Source organism: Streptomyces sp. NPDC091682, assembly GCF_044756625.1.
In the GTDB taxonomy this organism is placed as follows: domain Bacteria; phylum Actinomycetota; class Actinomycetes; order Streptomycetales; family Streptomycetaceae; genus Streptomyces.
Genome location: NZ_JBIVTH010000001.1, coordinates 519,229 through 534,951, shown reverse-complemented (window position 1 = coordinate 534,951; position 15,723 = coordinate 519,229). Strand labels below are relative to the sequence as shown.

Sequence of the window (15,723 nt, the reverse complement as noted above, 5' to 3'; positions counted from 1 at the left end):
AACGGATAGACCGCCCCGGAGCACGGCCCTATTCGGTGTGCAGGGCCGACGCGATCGTCATCCGGGCCGCCGACCGGGCCGGCACCAGCGCGCCGAGGACGGCGATCGCGACCCCCGCCAGCAGCAGGCCGGCCACGAGCGGGGCGTCCCAGACGTCCTTCATCGACTCCGGGAAGCTGACCACCCCGACGTGGTCCACGACCAGCCGGTGCGCGATCAATCCGAGCGGGACACCGAGCAGCCCGCCGACCGCGCCCACGCCCGCCACCGAGGTCACGGTCATCGCCACGACCTGCCGCGGGGTCATCCCGATCGACTTGAGCATGCCGAGGTCCCGGCGGCGCTCCCGGATGCTCAGGAGGACCGTGTTGAAGACGCCGAGCGCCGCCACGGTGCTCAGCAGGACGGTGAACACCGACGAGAAGGCGACGACGGTGACGGTGGCGGCGTTCCGGCCGTCCAGCACCGATACGCGCAGGTCGGGATCGACCGCCTCGGCCGCTTCCACGTACGCCGGCACGTCGGCCCCGACCGCGAGGCGCACCTCGTACTCGACGGCGCGTGCCTCCGGCGACAGCCGGAGGAAGGTCTGCCAGGTGGCGTCCAGGGCCTGCGCGTTGCCCTCCACGAGCTCGCCGACGACGGTCGCCGCCACCTGTCTGCCGTTCATCGCCAGGGTGACCCGGTCGCCGACCTTCAGCCCGTTCTGGGTCAGGAAGGCGGGCCCGGCCGTGATCTCGCCGGCCGCCCGTGCCTCCCGTCCCCTGGCGATCCGGCCCGCGGCCGCGGGGTCGTCCCCGCGGTAGAAGTTGGCGTAGACGGGCCGGATCTGCCCGACCAGGCTCACCTGGGCCAGCCCGCGGGCCCGTACCCCCGTCGCGCCGGGCAGGGACCGCAGCCGCTCCTCGGTCGGGCCGTCACCGAGTACGGGAGCGGGCCGGTCGTTCAGCGGCCCGCCCGCCTCCACGTGGATCCGGGCGCCGCCGCCCCGGCCGGCCTCGCCGAACGCGAGCATCGTGCTGGTCAGGCCGGTCGCCAAGGTCACCGTGGTGACCCCGAGGACGATGGCCGCCATGGTCATCAGGGTGCGTCCGGGCCGGGCGAACGGCTGGCCGAGGCCCAGGCTGACCGGACGCGGCAGCCGGGTGCCGCCGAGCAGGCGCTGCACGCGCAGGCCCCGCCCGGTCCGGGGGGCGCCGCCCGCACTGATCGCACGGGCCGCCGGCAGCCGGTGCGCCCGCAGCGCGGGAACCAGGGCGGTGAGCAGCACGAGGGCGGGCATCCCCAGCAGGCAGACGACGGACACCCACGCACCGACGTCGCCGACGGTGGCCCGGCCCATCTCGATGCCGGAGAACGCGACCCGGAGGACGGGCACGGCCAGTGCGTTGCCGAGCAGGGTGCCGAGGACGGCGCCGACGACCGCGGGCACGGCCATCATTGCCAGGTACACGGTGACGACCTGGTTCGGGGTGAAGCCCAGGGCCTTGAGCACCCCGATGTGGCGGTACCCGGACACCACCGCCCCGCTGACGACGTTCCCGACGATCAGGGCGGACACGAGGAGGCCGAGCACACCGAACAGCGTCATGAAGGGGAGGTAGGCGCCGGCCAGGGCCGAGAAGGCCTGCTGGAGGGCGAGATGGGTCTGTGTGCCGGTCAGTGACCCTTCGGGCAGTCCGGCGGTCGCCCCGGCCAGCGCGGCGGACAGCTCGGCGTCCGTGGTGGAGCGCGTGAAGCGGTACAGCATCTGCGCGGCGGACGGTCGCAGTGCGGTCATCTGCTCGGGCGAGACCCAGGCGCCGGCCGACCTGCTCACGCCGGCCGCGACCCCGACGACGGTCAGCGGGGCGGATCCGGGGACGTCCAGTCTGGTTCCCAGCGGCCGAGGTCCTGGGGAGCCGTACGAGTTCCAGCCGACGACGATCTCGCCGGGCGCGGTCGCCCAGTGGCCCTCCAGGAGCTCGATCCGGTCCACCGGGCCCCCCGGGTCGGCCCGACCCACCACCGTGAGGGAGCCGCCCGCCATCCACAGCCAGCCCGCAGGGACGTCCAGGACGGTCTGCTCGAACGGCCCGGCCGCGGCCTCCACCCCGGGCCGGTCGGCGGTCCGCGCGAGTTGCTCCGGAGAGGCCTTCGCCGTGTCGAAGGTCGCCACGGTGTGCGGGCCGCGCTGGGCGGCGTACGCCCTGTCGAAGGGGCTGGAAGCGGCGTCGAGCAGCCCCAGTGCGAGGAGGACGGTGGTGGTCGAGCAGAGCACGACGAGCCCGATGACGAAGGTCTGGAGCCTGCGGCGCCGCACGGCTGCGCGCGAGGCCCGCCACACGGCGCTCACGCGGTCGCCTCCAGTGCGCTCTGCCGGGCGACCCGGCCGTCGGCGACCTCGACCAGGCGGCTCGCGCAGCGGGTGGCCAACTGCGGGTCGTGCGTGACGATCAGGAGGGTCTGGCCGATCTGGTTGAGGTCGATCAGCAGGTCCATCACCTGCTCGCCCGAACGGCTGTCCAGGGCACCGGTCGGCTCGTCCGCCAGCAGCAGGGCCGGACGGTTCATCAGGGCGCGTGCCACGGCGACCCGTTGGCGCTCACCGCCGCTGAGCGTCGCCGGATAGTTGTTGCGGCGGTCGGCCACACCGAGCTCGTCGAGGAGCTCCAGGGCCCGGCGGCGCGCCTGCCGGGCCGGGGCGCCCGTCAACTGGGCGGCCAGCGCCACGTTGTCCAGGACCGGCAGGTCGTCGATCAGGTTGAAGAACTGGAAGATCATGCCGATGTGCCGGCGCCGGAAGAGCGCCAGCCCGGTCTCGTTCAGCCCGCCGAGGTCCTGGCCCTGCACCTCTACGGTGCCCGAGGTCGGCCGGTCGAGCCCTGCCACCATGTTGAGCAGCGTGGACTTGCCGCAGCCGGACGGACCCATCACGGCCACCGCGTCCCCGGCGCGGATCTCCAGCGACAGTCCGTCCAGGGCCTTCGCGTCGCCGTACTCCTTGTGCACGCCGTCCAGCCGTACGACGACCTGCCGCGTGGTGTCATGATCACTTGTCATGACCCGAAACTAAGGCGGAGCCCGCGGTCACGGCGTCGGCCTGCGGATGTAACCGTACGGGCAGGTCATCCTGGGGATGTACGGCGGCCGTCCGGCACAATGGCGTCGAGGCTTACGGGGCGGGGGAGTTCGAGGTGGGGACGGTCATCGCCGCGGTCGCGGCCTGCGTGTCCGCGGCGGCGGCCGGTGCGCTCGGCGTGGCCCTGCTGCGCGCGCGGCGCAGCCACCGCGTGGCGCTCGAGGAGCGAGGCTGGCTGCTGGAGCGGGAGCGCGAGGGCGCGGCCCGCAGCGCCGTCGACGCCGAACGGGCCAGGATCGCGGCGGAGCTCCACGACGTCGTCAGCCACAACGTGAGCCTGATGGTGGTCCAGGCCGGGGCCGCCCGCGAGGTGCTCGCCACCCTGCCCGAGGAGGCCGCGGCGGCGATGGGCGCCGTGGAGCGGGCCGGGCGGGACACGATGACCGAACTGCGGCACCTGCTGGGCCTGCTCGCCCCCGCCCAGGACGGCGCGGACGAACCGTACGGGGCCCCGGGCGCCACCCGGTTGGCGCCGCAGCCGAGCCTCGCCCGGCTCAGCCCGCTGATCGACCGGTTCGCCTTCGCCGGGCTGCAGGTGGAGGTGCGGATATCCGGGGAGCCGCGCCCGATCCCGGCCGGGATCGACGTCACGGCGTACCGGATCATCCAGGAGGCGCTCACGAACGCGCTCAAACACGGGGACGGGGGCAGGACCGAGGTGACCGTGCGGTACCAGGAGCACGCGCTGCGCGTGGAAGTGCTGGGCGGCGGCCCCAGCGTGCTGACGGGACGTGCGCCCGGGCCGGGACCGGCCGGCGGCCGGACCGGGCCGAAGGCCGAGGGTGCCGGTCGCGGGCTGCTCGGCCTGCGCGAGCGCGTCGCCGTCTACGGCGGCGACCTCGATGCCCGCCGCCGCCTCGGCGGCGGCTACCGGGTGCGCGCCCGGCTCCCGCTGGAGCGGTCGTGACCACCCCGGACGGGCCCGCCGTGCCGGACGTGCCCGAGGTGCCCGACGGGCCCGCGCCGCGGGTGGTGATCGCCGACGACCAGGACCTGGTCCGCACCGGCTTCCGGCTGATCCTGACCGCCCGCGGGATCGACGTGGTCGGGGTGGCCGCCGACGGCGTGGAGGCCGTCGCCGCGGTGCGCCGGCTGCGCCCCGACGTCGTGCTGCTCGACATCCGGATGCCGAACATGGACGGCCTGGAGGCCGCCCGGCGCATCCTCGCCGAAGCCCCGGACTGCCGGGTGATCATGTTGACCACCTTCGACCTCGACGCGTACGTGTACGCCGCCCTCGCGGCCGGGGCCAGCGGCTTCCTGCTCAAGGACGTCACCCCCGAACACCTCGCCGCCGCCGTCCGGCTGGTCAGCACGGGTGACGCGCTGCTCGCCCCGTCGATCACCCGCCGCCTCGTGGAGCGCTGCGGCCCGGGCGCGGCCGCGTCGGACCCCGCCGCGGCGGACGCCGTCCGGCAGGAGCTGGCCGGGCTGACCCCGCGCGAACGCGAGGTGCTGACCCTGATGGGGCACGGGCTCTCCAACGCCGAGCTGGCCCGCGAGTTGACGCTGAGCGAGGCCACGGTGAAGACCCATGTGGCCCGCATCTTCGCGAAGTCGTCGTTGCGCGACCGGGCCCAGGCCGTGGTCCTCGCCTACGAGACGGGCCTGGTGACCCCCGGCTCGGTCACCGCTCCCCGTCCGGGACACCCTCCGGCGCCCGCGGGGTGACAGGCCCTCCGGGGCCGCCGTGCGGGCACCCGACGGTTGGCGGCGCCGCGCAGTGGGCCGTACGTCCGCCGGCCGGCCCATCGGGACCGAGCCGCCGTCAGGGCATCAGCTCCACCATCACGGCGCGCGGTAGCGAGGGGTTGCCCGCCGCCTCGCTCGCCACCCGGTGGTCCTCGTCGGCGAGCAGCTCGGTGATGGCCTCGGGCGGCAGCGCCGGGTGGGCGGCGGCCAGTGGCCGGGACGTTCGGTGCGCCAGGCAGGGGAGCAGGGCCGGGCCGGTCGCGTTGGGGTGCTTGGCGACCTCCTTGAGCGCCTTGCGCACACCCGGTCGGTGCTGCGTCACGTGCTCCAGCAGCGGACCGGACGCGTCCGGGTTGGCGGCCACCGCGGCGAGGACCTGTTCGCCGTGCCGCGCGATCATGGCGCGCAGCAGCTCCTCGGACAGGCCGGGGTGCCGCGCGACGGCCCTGACCACGGACGCGTCCGGATCGACCGCCAGCGCGTCGCGCAGCTCCGGGGGCAGGTCGCGCCGCTGCCCCACGAGCATCCGTACGGGGCCGTGGCGGGAGCCGGCCAGCTCGGCGAGTTCGGCGGGTGTGGCGGCGGCGATCCGCGGCAGCACGTTCCACGCCGCCCGGTCGCCCACGACGAGCTCGACCAGCAGGTCGAGCGGTACGTGCGGATGCTCCGCGACGGCGCGCCGTACCTGGATCTCCGGATCGGCGGCCAGGAGGCGGATCAGCTCCTGGCCGATCCCGGGGTTGCTCGCGTACGTGGCACGGAGACCGGGATGCGCCTCGGCGACGAGCCGGGCGTAGAGCGCCTGCGGCAGATCGGGGCGCTCGTGCAGCGCCCATCCCAGGGCGAGTTCGGGGTCCTCGGCCAGGGCGAGGACGACTTCGAGCGGGGTGGATGGGTTGGCCGATACCGCGAGGCGGACCTGGGGATCCGGGTGGAGGGCGAGGCGGGCGGTCACGGGCGAGTCCGTCCAGTGGGCCAGTTCCTGCACGATCTCCACGTCCGGGTCGGCGGCGAGCAGGTCCACCGCATCGGGCGGCAGGCCCGGGCAGGAGGCCAGCTTCCAGCGGATCTCGGCGTCCGGGTGCGCCGCGAGGAGGAGGGGCCACTCGGGGTGCCCGCGGCCCTCGTCGATCAGGGCGACGGCCGCGTACGGCCAGCACAGGGGATCCACGTCGTCGGCGGTGAGCGTCCCGTGGTACGCGAGGTACGTGGCGGTGCTCCTCGCGTATGCGGCCAGCGCCAGCACCTGGTCGCGGCGCAGATCGGTGCGCCCGGCCAGATCGTAGAGCAACTCGTCGGCGTAGTCCCGGGGGGCATCGGGCTGGGTGCCCGCCTCCTTCAGCGCGCGCGTCAGCAGGCGGTCGACGAGTTCCGGCGGCAGCGCCGGATTGGCGGCAAGTCCGCACAGGAGGTGGTTCAAGGGCGCTCTCCGGTCGGTGTGTGGGTCGGGGCGGCGGCAGCAGCGGTCAGGGCGGTGGCCAAAGCCTTGGTGTGGGGGTGCGGGCGTCTGCGCCGGGGCAGGACCAGCCCGATGTGTCGGGCCGGCCGCGGGGGGTCGACGCGGACCGCGGTCGACTCCCCGGCCCTGGTGAGCGAGACGTCCGGGATGAGGGAGACCCCGACCCCGGCCGCGACCAGGGTCTGTGCGAAGAAGTAGTCGGTGGTGGAGGCCGCCACCCGGAGGTCGAAGCCGGCGAGCTCCGCGTACCGGCGCAGGTAGGCCTCCGTCCTCAGGCAGCCCAGTACCCAGCGGTCGGCGCCCAGTTCGGCGAGGTCCACCGACGGCCGGTCCGCGAGGCGGTGGCCGGGCGGCAGCACCATCCACAGCGGATCCTCCATCAGCGGAACCCAGTCGAGCCCCGGGCGCTCACCCGGGCGGACGGGCGGCGGCCCGTCGAAGTGGTAGGCCAGCGCGAGATCGGCGTCCCCGGTGCGCACCATCGCCGCCGCGCCCTCCGGCTCGCTCTCCAGCACCGTCAGCTCCACCTCCGGGTGCGCCGCCACGAACCGGGGCAGCGCCGCGGGGAGCAGGTGCCGGCCCCCGCTGGTGAAGGTGGCGACGGTGAGCCGAGGCCGCTCCGCCGTGAGACGGTCGATGGCGTGGCGGACCTGGTCCAGCTCGGCGGAGATCGACTCGGCGGCCTCCACCAGCAGCCGGCCGGGCTCGGTGAGGGTGACCCCGCGCGTGCTCCGCACCGCCACCGGGTGGCCGATCGTGCGTTCCAGCGCCGCGATGTGCTGCGAGACGGCCGAAGGGGTCAACAGCAGGGCGCCGGCGGCCCGGTTGAAGCTGCCGTGCTCGGCCACCGCCCGCAGGACCCGCAGCCGGTGCACATCGATCATCAGTTTTCCTTACGATGCGTTCAGCGGCTGGTCGGTTCCGCTGGGGGACCATACAGCGGCACAGTCGAACGCATGAAGCGAATTCTTGTCATCGGCGGCAGTAGGTACTTCGGAAAGACCCTGGTCACCCGGGCGCGCGAAGCGGGAGACGAGGTCACCGTCCTCAACCGGGGCTCCGGCGCACCACCGCACGGCGTGGACCGCCTTGTCGCCGACCGCGACGACGAGGAAGCACTGCGGGCGGCTCTGGGCCCGCGCGAGTTCGACGTGGTCGTGGACCAGGTCTGCTACACACCGCTCCAGGCCGCCGTCGCCCGAAGGGTGTTCGCCGGGCGGACCGGGCGCTACGTCATGACCTCGACGATGGAGGTCTACGACCCGGCCACGCTCCCCGCCGGCCTTCCCGCCGGCCTTCCCGCCGGCCTTCCCGACCCCGACCCCGCGCCCGGCACCACCTCCGTCCCCGTCCGGGCCTCCGGCCCCGTCCCGGTCACCGAGGCGACGCTCGACCCCGCGCGGTTGCCGCTCGCAGGGGCTGCGGGCCGCGCCACCGGGCCCTGGCCCGCGTACGTCTACGCCGAGGGGAAGCGGCAGGCCGAGGCCGTCTTCCTACGGGACCCGACCTTCCCGTACGTCAGCGTGCGCGCCGCGCACGTCCTCGGCGGGGGCCCGGCGGAGTTCACCGGCCGGCTCGCGCACTACGTGGAGCGGATCGCGGCCGGAACCCCCGTCGACGTCCACGAAGCCCCGTACGCCACCTCGTTCATCCATCACCACGAGATGGCCGAATTCCTGCACTGGACGACCGCGCAGACCTTTACCGGGCCCGTCAACGCGGCCTCGCACGGCGCGCCCGACGTGCTCGCCCTCTGCGAGGCGGTCGCGGCGCAGGTGGGGCGACGGCCCCGGTACCGGGTGGTCGGATCGGGAGTCGCAGCCTCGCCCTTCTCCTTCGACCGCGCCTACGCCATGGACAACGGCCGGGCCTCGGCCCTGGGCTTCGGCTTCGGTCGCGTCGTCGACTGGCTGCCGGGGGCGATCGCCGAGACCCCGCGCGCCGCCGGCTGACGCGGTCACTGGTCTCCGACCCGCCGCTCCAAGGGAGTTGCTACCGATGAGTTGCTCACACTGAAGGTCACGCTGCCGGCCCGGTACCGGTCGTCGGACCACTCGATCGGGCGGCCGGTCGCCGTCGCCGAGACGTGCCGCTGGCGCAGGAGCGGGCTGCCGCGCCGGATCTCCAGCAGCCGGGCGTCCTCGCTGCCGGCCGGAAGCGCGTCGATGAGGTGCTCGCCGTAGTGGGCGGTGACCCCCGACCCCTCGGCCAGGCTGTCCATGACGGAACGGCAGTCCACCGGCAGCGCCTCGACGGCGGCCGCGACCCAGTCGGCGTAGGCGGTCCGCTCCACCATGGTGGGCTCCCCGTCGAGCAGCCGCAGCCGCAGTACGGCCAGGACCTCCGTGCCGGGGGCCAGCGCGAGCCGGTCCGCCTCCTCGGCCGTGGCGGGCCTGCGGGTGCGCGACAGGAAGCGGCTGGCGGCCCGGTGCCCGAGTCCCTCGGCCCACTGGGCGAAGCTGTTCAGCTCGCCGAAGCTGTGCCGGCGCTCCCGGCGCAGGACGATGCGCCGCGCGCCCTGGCGGGAGCCGATCAGCCCCTCCGCCGCGAGGGTGGCGACCGCCTGGCGGACCGTCCCGCGCGATGCGGACCAGTGCGCCGCCAGGTCGCTCTCCGAGGGCAGGTGCGCCCCCACGGAGAGCTCGCCCGAGAGGATCTGCCGTCGCAGGGCCTCGGCGATCTCCAGATACCTGGCCGTGCCCGCGCTCGTGCTCATGCCCTTCGCCCCCTGCTGGCCGTGTTCCGGCGGTGCCGTGTCGGAATAGCCGTGCACCGGTCTCCCATGATCATTCCAACAGGTTCTGTCACGGCTCCTTCCGGTCATTCTTCTCTCTTCCTCGAGACGTGCTCCGGGCGACAGGCGCCGTTCACCGTCCGTACAGCGGGCCCGGGCGAACTAGAGCCAACTTGTTCAGACAAGTGAACCCACCTTCGTCTCCGGGAGAGACCGTGCTCAGTTCCTCCGCCCGTCGCGGTGCGGCCGTTCTGCTCAGCGCCGCCGTACTCACCACGCTCAGCGCTTGTGGTGCCGCACCCGACCAGAAGTCCGGCGGCGCCGACGGCGCCAAGAACGGCGTGCAGCCGGGCGCCGCGACCTCGGTCGCCGACTTCGGCTCCTTGGAGGCCCTCGCCGCCGCCGCGCAGAAGGAGGGCGAGCTCAACGTGATCGCGTTGCCGCCGGACTGGGCGAACTACGGCGAGATCATCAAGGCCTTCGAGGCCAAGTACAAGATCAAGGTGAACAGCGAGAACCCGGACGCCTCCAGCTCCGACGAGATCGCCGCCGTCAAGTCCCGCAAGGGCCAAAAGCGCGCCCCCGACGTCCTGGACCTCGGCATCGCCTTCGCCCGCAGCGGCGCGGCCGAGAACCTCTTCGCCCCGTACAAGGTCACCGGCTGGGACAAGATCCCCGCCGCCCAGAAGGACGCCGAGGGCCGCTGGACCAACGACTACGGCGGCTACGTCTCCATCGGCTGCGACGCCGCCCGCATCCCCACCTGCCCGCAGACCTTCGCCGACCTCCTCAAGCCCGAATACAAGGGCAAGGTCGCCCTCAACGGCAACCCCACCAAGTCCGGTTCGGCCTTCGGCGGCGTGTACGCGGCCGCCCTCGCCAACAAGGGCTCCTTCACCGACATCCAGCCCGGCATCGACTTCTTCGGGCAGCTGAAGAAGAACGGGAACTTCATCCCGGTCGAGTCCACCCCGGCCACCGTCGAGAAGGGCGAGACGCCCATCTCCATCGACTGGGACTACCTGAACGCCGGCTACGCCGACCAGTTCAAGGGCAAGGGCGTCGACTGGAAGGTCGCCGTCCCCACCGACGGCGTCTACGCCCAGTACTACTCGCAGGCCATCAACAAGGAGGCCCCGAACCCGGCGGCCGCCCGCCTGTGGCTGGAGTTCCTCTACAGCGCCGAGGGCCAGAACCTCTGGCTCAAGGGGTACGCCCGCCCGGTCCTGCTCCCCGGCATGACCCAGGACGGCACCGCCGACCAGGCCGCCGTCGCCAAGCTCCCGCAGGTCCAGGGCACCCCGACGTTCCCCGCCTCCGAGGAGCTCGACAAGGCCAAGGCCACCCTCGCCGAGAAGTGGGACAAGGCCCTCTCCTGATGTCCTCCACCACCGACCCCCGCGTCGCCGGCGGCACCCGTCGCCGGCGGCGCGGCCCGCGCACCTGGCTCGCGACCCTCCCGCTGCTCACCTTCACCGGGCTCTGCTTCGGCATCCCGCTCGGCGCCATGGCCTACGGCGCGGTCACCCGCACCGACCCGGCCGGCGGCGCCACCCGGGTGACAGGTGAGCACCTCGCGCGCTCCCTCCAGGGCCCCTACCTCGACTCCCTCATCGGCAGCGTCCAGCTCTCCGCCCTCACCGCACTCGTCGGCGGCGTCCTGGGCGTGGTGATCGCCCAGGCCGTGGTCACCTCCCGCTCCGCGGGCCTGCGCAGCGCCGCGCTGACCGCCTCCGGGGTGCTCGCCAACTTCGGCGGCGTACCGCTGGCGTTCGCCTTCATCGCCACCGTCGGGATCTCCGGCGTCGTCACCCAGCTCGCCGACCTCACCGAACTCGGCTGGAACCTGTACTCCTTCACCGGCCTCACCGTGGTCTACCTGTACTTCCTGATCCCCTTGATGGTGCTGGTGATCGCCCCCGCGTTGGACGGGCTGCGCCCGCAATGGCGCGAGGCCGCGCAGAGCAGCGGAGCCACCGCACTGCAGTTCTGGCGCCACGTCGGCCTGCCCGTGCTCGCGCCCTCCCTGCTCGGCGGGTTCGTGCTGCTCTTCGGCACCGCCTTCGCCGCCCACGCCACGGCCGCGGCCCTCGTCGGAGGCTCCGTACCGCTGGTCACGCTCAAGATCGCGGACGCGCTGTCGGGGAACGTGCTCACCGGCCAGGAGAACGTGGCGCTGGCCCTCGGCCTCGACATGATCCTGATCGCCGGCCTGGTCATGGCCGTCTACCTGCCCCTCCAGCGACGGAGCGCCCGATGGCTGCGATGACCCCGACCACCCCGACCGCCCGGTACTCCGACGGCGCCCGGGACACGGAAGCATCGGAGACCGGTGGCCCGGAGCGGACCCCGGCCCGCCGGTCCCGTCGGCCCCGCCCCAGGATCTGGCGCGGAGCCGTCCTCGCCCTCGCCGGCGCCTACTTCCTCGTCCCGCTCGTCGCCTCGTTCGTCTTCACCGTGCACGTGCCCGGCCACGGCATCACCTTCGAGGCGTACACCGAACTGCTCTCCGCGGACGGCTTCACCGAGAGCCTGCTGCTCTCCCTCGGCCTCGCCGCCGCGACCATCGCAGTGTCGTTGCTGCTCGCCGTACCCGCGCTGGTGGCCGTACGCCTCGGCTCCCCGCGGCTGCGCCCGGTCGTCGAGGTGATGTGCATGCTGCCGCTGGTGGTGCCGCCGATCGCGCTGGTCACCGGCATCAGCACCGTGCTGCGCTGGGGCCCCGAACACCTGTCGCGGACCCCGCTCTACCAGACCTTCATCGCCGTCCAGAACGAGGAGTTCCCCGTCGTCCTGGTCCTCGCCTACACGGTCCTGGCGCTGCCCTTCGTCTACCGCTCGCTCGACGCCGGCCTGCGCGCCGTCGACGTACCGACCCTGGTCGAGGCCGCCCGCAGCTGCGGCGCGAGCTGGCCGTACGTCGTCCTGCGCGTGCTGCTGCCGAACCTGCGGGCCTCCCTCGCCGGCGCCGCCTTCCTCACCCTGGCCCTGGTGCTCGGCGAGTTCACCATCGCCTCCCTCCTCGGGTTCCAGCCCTTCGCGGTGTGGATCGTCTCGATCTCCGGAGCGCAGGCCCGGATGTCGGTGGCCGTCTCCATCCTCAGCCTCCTGATCACCTGGCTGCTGCTGATCGTCCTCTCCCGGGCCGGGACCACCCCTTCCACGGCCGCGGCCGCACCCGCCACCACCTCCCGCAAGGAGTCCTGAGTCCATGTCCACCACGCCCACCACCCTTCCCGCGGCCAGGAAGCCGGCGGAAACCGACCGGCCCGCGGGCGCGCGCGTCGAGTTCCGCGGCCTGCGCCGGGCGTTCGGGTCCGCCGTCGCCCTGGACGGGCTCGACCTCACCGTCGAACCCGGTGAACTCCTCGCCCTGCTCGGTCCGTCCGGCTGCGGGAAGACCACCGCGCTGCGCGTCGTCGCCGGTTTCGAACAGCCGGACTCCGGAGAGGTCCTCGTCGACGGACAGGACATCACCCGGGTCCCGGCCAACCGCCGCGACGCCGGCATGGTCTTCCAGTCGTACAGCCTCTTCCCGAACCTGAGCGCCCGCGACAACGTCGCCTTCGGCCTGCGGGTACGGGGGGTCGGCGCGGCCGAGCGCCGCGAACGCGCCGCCGAACTCCTCGACCTGGTGGGCCTGCCCGACCACGGCGACCGCTACCCGCACCAGATGTCCGGCGGGCAGCAGCAGCGCGTCGCCCTCGCCCGCGCCCTCGCCCTGCGCCCGCGCGTACTCCTGCTCGACGAGCCGCTCTCCGCGCTCGACGCCAAGGTACGGGCGAACCTGCGCGAGGAGATCCGGCGCCTGCAGCTCTCCCTCGGCATCACCACCGTCTTCGTCACCCACGACCAGGAGGAAGCCCTGTCGATGGCCGACCGGGTCGCCGTCCTGAACGCCGGGAAGCTGGAGCAGTGCGCCGCCCCGGCCGAGCTGTACGACCGCCCGGCCACCCCCTTCGTCGCCGAGTTCGTCGGCACGATGAACCGGCTGCCCGGACGGCTCGGCGACACCGGCCTGGTGGAGGTGGCGGGAGTGCGCCTGCCCGTCGACGGCCCGGTCCCCGCGACGCCGCAGGTGCAGGTCCTCGTACGGCCCGAGAACGTCACCGTCACCGCCGACGCGGAGGGCACGGCCACCGTGGTCTCCGCCTCCTTCTTCGGCTCCGTCACCCGGCTCCAGCTGGAACTGCCGGGCGGGGTGAGCGTCAAGGCGGACCTCCCCTCGCGGGACGCGGGAGCCCTGGTGCCGGGAAGGCGCGCCGCCGTGGGACTGGCCGAGCGGCCGGTGCTCGTCGTGGCGGGCTCCTCGTGAGCACCCTCGCCGCGGTCCTGTTCGACATGGACGGCACCCTCGTGGACACCGAGGTGCTGTGGTGGCGCACCACCGAGGAGATAGCCGACGGCCTCGGCCACCGGCTCACCGACACGGACGCACCGGAAGTCGTCGGCCGGGCGGTGGAGGACACCGCCGCCCACCTCGTACGGGTCTCGGGAGGCGGAGACCCGGCCGAGGTCGCGGCGGCGCTCACCGAGAGATTCTTCCGCGGGGTGCAGGCCGGGGCGCCGATGCGGCCCGGCGCGCAGCGGCTGCTGACCGCGCTGGAGGCGGAGGGCGTGCCCTTCGCCCTGGTCAGCGCGTCACCGAGGGTGGTCGTCGACTCGGTGGTCGGGGGCTCCCTGGCCCATGTCCCCTTCGCCTTCACCCTGTCGGCCGACGACACCGCCCGCACGAAGCCGCACCCGGACCCCTACCGGGCGGCCGCCGGGCGCCTCGGCCTCGCACCGCGGGCCTGTGTCGCCGTGGAGGACTCGCCGGACGGCGCCGCCTCCGCCGAGGCGGCCGGCTGCGCGGTCCTCGTGGTCCCGTCCCTACTGGCGGTTCCGGCGTCACCGCCGCGGACCTTCGCCGAGTCCCTGGAGGAGGTCACCGTGGCGCGGCTACGGCGCTGCGTGACGGCGGCCGGCTGACCCCCGGACTCAGGTCGGCAGGCCGAGGATGTCCAGGATGCCTTCCGCGTAGGCGGCGCTCCCGGAGCCGGGGTCGGCGGCGATCTCACGGCGGAAGCCGTCGATACCCGTACGGATGAAGGCGGCGCACTGCCCGTGCAGTCCGGCCTCGTGGGTGCCGCCGTCGTCCACCGTGCACAGCAGGGCCAGCAGGGTCCACAGCAGGGCCTCGCGGCTCGCCCGCCGGGGCGGGTGCGCGGCCCAGGCGGCCATCAGGACACCGCACACCGCCGGGGCGGGCGGTTTCAGGTGCTCGGCGAAGAAGACGTGCCCCTCCAGCGCGTGGAACGCGGAAGGATGTCCCTCGGCGGCGTCCCGCACCGCGTCCACCAGATGGCCCGCCGAGCGGCCGCAGCCGCACTCGATGGACTCCCAGTCGTGCCGCGCGATCTCCGCCGCCACGGCATCCGGAACCAGCGGGCTGCGCAGCACCGCGGACCGGCGCAGCAGAGCCTGCTGCCGCTTCTCGCTCCCCGTCATGGGGCACAGTATGAGGCCAGGTCGCAGTGGTCGGCGAGGGGGGTCGGAACCGGATCGCGGGGGCCTTCGTCACAGACGCCGTGAGGATGAAACGAAGAATTGTGGCACTGCTGTGCGCCCTGCTCGTGACCCAGCTGGGCGCACTGGTCAACCCCGCCTACGCGTGCGGGTGCGGGGCCATGATTCCCGACGGCCAGTCCCGGATCGGCGTCGACCGCGAGACCTCCGTGGTGCGCTGGGACGGGCGCACGGAGCAGATCGTCATGCGGTTCACCGTCGGCGGGGACGCCCACCGGGCCGCCTGGATCATGCCGGTACCGAGCCGGGCCGCGGTGGAGCTGGGCGACGGCAAGATGTTCGACGAACTGGGCCGACTCACCCTGCCCGAGCACAAGAACCGCGGCTACTTCTGGCCGCGCGAACACGACTGGCCCTTCTCCTCGGGCGGCATGCGGGACGGGGCCGGCGCCCCAGCGGCCGGCGCCGCAGCGCCACCGGTCGGCGTCGTCGGACGCGAGCAGCTCGGTGACTTCGACGTCGCACGGCTCACCGCCACCGACCCGGACGCCCTGAAGAACTGGCTGGAGGCCAACGGGTTCAAGCTCCCCGACCGCCTCGCCACCGAGGTCAAGCCGTACGTGGACCAGCACTGGGAGTACGTGGCGGTACGGCTCGCCCCGCGCGTGGGGGACGAGCCGCTGCGCGGCGACCTGGACCCGCTGCGGATCCGCTTCGACAGCGACCGGCTGGTCTATCCGATGCGGCTCTCCCGGATGGCCAGGACACCGCAGTCCCTCGGCCTGTACGTCCTCGCCGACCACCGCATGGAGCCGGCCTCTCCGATCGGCGGCTCCGCACCCGAGGTGACCTTCGCCGGGACCATCCGCCCCGGGACCGGCCCGCTCGCCGAACTGGCGGGCGCCGAGTCCGTCTTCCTCACCGCCATCGACCAGCGGTTCCCGGAGCCCGGGCGGATCGACGCCGACCACGAACTGCGCGCCACCGCCGAGGACACCCCGTACCGCAGGGCGATCTACCACGACGAGCTCCTCACGGTGGGCGGCGTCCCGGTCTGGCTCCTGACGCTGGCGGCCGCCGTGGCGGTCCTGACGGCCACGTCCCTCGCGGTGCTCCGCGTCCGCGGCCGCCGCCGCCACCCCGGCCGGGGTTGACGCGCGAGCCGTGGGACACCAGCCTTGCACCGGAGTTACCGAGAGGTAAGGGGAA

At 73.7% G+C, this 15,723-nt stretch carries 15 protein-coding genes; 9 read left to right on the top strand and 6 right to left on the bottom strand.

Going from position 1 to position 15,723, the window contains the following annotated elements; translation table 11 throughout:
• Positions 1–28: 28 nt before the first annotated feature.
• Both ACIQK6_RS02645 and ACIQK6_RS02640 read right to left on the bottom strand, forming a co-directional pair.
• A complete protein-coding gene (locus ACIQK6_RS02645; protein ID WP_329105686.1) occupies positions 29–2,335 on the bottom strand; it encodes an ABC transporter permease in 2,307 nt (768 codons plus the stop codon).
• Positions 2,332–3,042, bottom strand: a complete 711-nt coding sequence (locus ACIQK6_RS02640; RefSeq protein ID WP_402694155.1) for an ABC transporter ATP-binding protein — start codon at positions 3,040–3,042, stop codon at positions 2,332–2,334. Before ACIQK6_RS02640 ends, ACIQK6_RS02645 begins: the two co-directional genes overlap by 4 nt.
• Before the next feature lie 134 nt (positions 3,043–3,176).
• Between ACIQK6_RS02640 and ACIQK6_RS02635 the strand changes: the two genes are divergently transcribed.
• Positions 3,177–4,028, top strand: coding sequence for a histidine kinase (locus ACIQK6_RS02635; protein ID WP_329105689.1), 852 nt, complete (start codon positions 3,177–3,179; stop codon positions 4,026–4,028).
• Positions 4,025–4,792 carry a response regulator gene (locus tag ACIQK6_RS02630; RefSeq protein ID WP_402694154.1) on the top strand — a complete coding sequence of 256 codons (768 nt, stop codon included), beginning with the start codon at positions 4,025–4,027 and terminating at the stop codon, positions 4,790–4,792. The genes ACIQK6_RS02635 and ACIQK6_RS02630 overlap by 4 nt, the downstream gene beginning before the upstream one ends.
• A 97-nt stretch (positions 4,793–4,889) precedes the next feature.
• Here the strand turns inward: ACIQK6_RS02630 and ACIQK6_RS02625 are convergent, their stop codons facing one another.
• Positions 4,890–6,233: a hypothetical protein gene (locus tag ACIQK6_RS02625; RefSeq protein ID WP_329105691.1), complete on the bottom strand. Its 1,344-nt coding sequence runs from the start codon at positions 6,231–6,233 to the stop codon at positions 4,890–4,892.
• A complete protein-coding gene (locus ACIQK6_RS02620; RefSeq protein WP_329105692.1) occupies positions 6,230–7,156 on the bottom strand; it encodes a LysR family transcriptional regulator in 927 nt (308 codons plus the stop codon). Before ACIQK6_RS02620 ends, ACIQK6_RS02625 begins: the two co-directional genes overlap by 4 nt.
• Positions 7,157–7,228: 72 nt before the next feature.
• Here ACIQK6_RS02620 and ACIQK6_RS02615 point away from each other — a divergent pair, with 72 nt between their 5' ends.
• Positions 7,229–8,224: an NAD-dependent epimerase/dehydratase family protein gene (locus ACIQK6_RS02615; protein WP_402694153.1), complete on the top strand. Its 996-nt coding sequence runs from the start codon at positions 7,229–7,231 to the stop codon at positions 8,222–8,224.
• A 5-nt stretch (positions 8,225–8,229) separates the two neighbouring features.
• Here ACIQK6_RS02615 and ACIQK6_RS02610 read toward each other — a convergent pair whose 3' ends face one another.
• Entirely contained in the window at positions 8,230–8,988 is a 759-nt protein-coding gene (locus tag ACIQK6_RS02610; RefSeq protein WP_402694152.1) for a GntR family transcriptional regulator, read from the bottom strand.
• 233 nt (positions 8,989–9,221) lie between these two features.
• On the opposite strand from ACIQK6_RS02610, the gene ACIQK6_RS02605 reads away from it, so the two are divergent.
• Genes ACIQK6_RS02605 through ACIQK6_RS02585 form a run of 5 tightly spaced genes read left to right on the top strand, consistent with a single transcriptional unit; the run spans position 9,222 to position 13,977 of the window.
• Positions 9,222–10,385, top strand: a complete 1,164-nt coding sequence (locus ACIQK6_RS02605) for an ABC transporter substrate-binding protein (protein WP_402694151.1) — start codon at positions 9,222–9,224, stop codon at positions 10,383–10,385.
• Positions 10,385–11,275, top strand: coding sequence for an ABC transporter permease (locus ACIQK6_RS02600; RefSeq protein WP_402694150.1), 891 nt, complete (start codon positions 10,385–10,387; stop codon positions 11,273–11,275). Before ACIQK6_RS02605 ends, ACIQK6_RS02600 begins: the two co-directional genes overlap by 1 nt.
• Positions 11,272–12,213 (top strand): ABC transporter permease, encoded by a 942-nt coding sequence (locus ACIQK6_RS02595; protein WP_402694283.1) that lies wholly within the window; start codon positions 11,272–11,274, stop codon positions 12,211–12,213. Before ACIQK6_RS02600 ends, ACIQK6_RS02595 begins: the two co-directional genes overlap by 4 nt.
• Before the next feature lie 4 nt (positions 12,214–12,217).
• Positions 12,218–13,321, top strand: coding sequence for an ABC transporter ATP-binding protein (locus ACIQK6_RS02590; protein ID WP_329105703.1), 1,104 nt, complete (start codon positions 12,218–12,220; stop codon positions 13,319–13,321).
• Positions 13,322–13,347: 26 nt separating this feature from the next.
• Complete coding sequence (locus ACIQK6_RS02585; RefSeq protein WP_402694282.1) at positions 13,348–13,977, top strand: HAD family hydrolase; 630 nt, start codon at positions 13,348–13,350, stop codon at positions 13,975–13,977.
• Positions 13,978–13,986: 9 nt separating this feature from the next.
• Here ACIQK6_RS02585 and ACIQK6_RS02580 read toward each other — a convergent pair whose 3' ends face one another.
• Positions 13,987–14,496: a hypothetical protein gene (locus ACIQK6_RS02580; protein ID WP_329105706.1), complete on the bottom strand. Its 510-nt coding sequence runs from the start codon at positions 14,494–14,496 to the stop codon at positions 13,987–13,989.
• Positions 14,497–14,582: 86 nt separating this feature from the next.
• On the opposite strand from ACIQK6_RS02580, the gene ACIQK6_RS02575 reads away from it, so the two are divergent.
• The gene (locus tag ACIQK6_RS02575; RefSeq protein ID WP_402694149.1) at positions 14,583–15,668 is read left to right on the top strand and encodes a DUF2330 domain-containing protein; all 1,086 of its coding nucleotides are present in this window, start codon (positions 14,583–14,585) and stop codon (positions 15,666–15,668) included.
• The last annotated feature ends 55 nt before the right edge of the window (positions 15,669–15,723 follow it).

What these genes read in the sequence shown, in the direction of transcription:
- ACIQK6_RS02640 (WP_402694155.1), bottom strand. Translation starts at nt 3,042, where the DNA reads ATGACAAGTGATCATGACACCACGCGGCAGGTCGTCGTACGGCTGGAC.
- ACIQK6_RS02620 (WP_329105692.1), bottom strand. Translation starts at nt 7,156, where the DNA reads ATGATCGATGTGCACCGGCTGCGGGTCCTGCGGGCGGTGGCCGAGCAC.
- ACIQK6_RS02615 (WP_402694153.1), top strand. Translation starts at nt 7,229, where the DNA reads ATGAAGCGAATTCTTGTCATCGGCGGCAGTAGGTACTTCGGAAAGACC.
- ACIQK6_RS02610 (WP_402694152.1), bottom strand. Translation starts at nt 8,988, where the DNA reads ATGAGCACGAGCGCGGGCACGGCCAGGTATCTGGAGATCGCCGAGGCC.
- ACIQK6_RS02600 (WP_402694150.1), top strand. Translation starts at nt 10,385, where the DNA reads ATGTCCTCCACCACCGACCCCCGCGTCGCCGGCGGCACCCGTCGCCGG.
- ACIQK6_RS02595 (WP_402694283.1), top strand. Translation starts at nt 11,272, where the DNA reads ATGACCCCGACCACCCCGACCGCCCGGTACTCCGACGGCGCCCGGGAC.
- ACIQK6_RS02590 (WP_329105703.1), top strand. Translation starts at nt 12,218, where the DNA reads ATGTCCACCACGCCCACCACCCTTCCCGCGGCCAGGAAGCCGGCGGAA.
- ACIQK6_RS02585 (WP_402694282.1), top strand. Translation starts at nt 13,348, where the DNA reads ATGGACGGCACCCTCGTGGACACCGAGGTGCTGTGGTGGCGCACCACC.
- ACIQK6_RS02580 (WP_329105706.1), bottom strand. Translation starts at nt 14,496, where the DNA reads ATGACGGGGAGCGAGAAGCGGCAGCAGGCTCTGCTGCGCCGGTCCGCG.
- ACIQK6_RS02575 (WP_402694149.1), top strand. Translation starts at nt 14,583, where the DNA reads ATGAAACGAAGAATTGTGGCACTGCTGTGCGCCCTGCTCGTGACCCAG.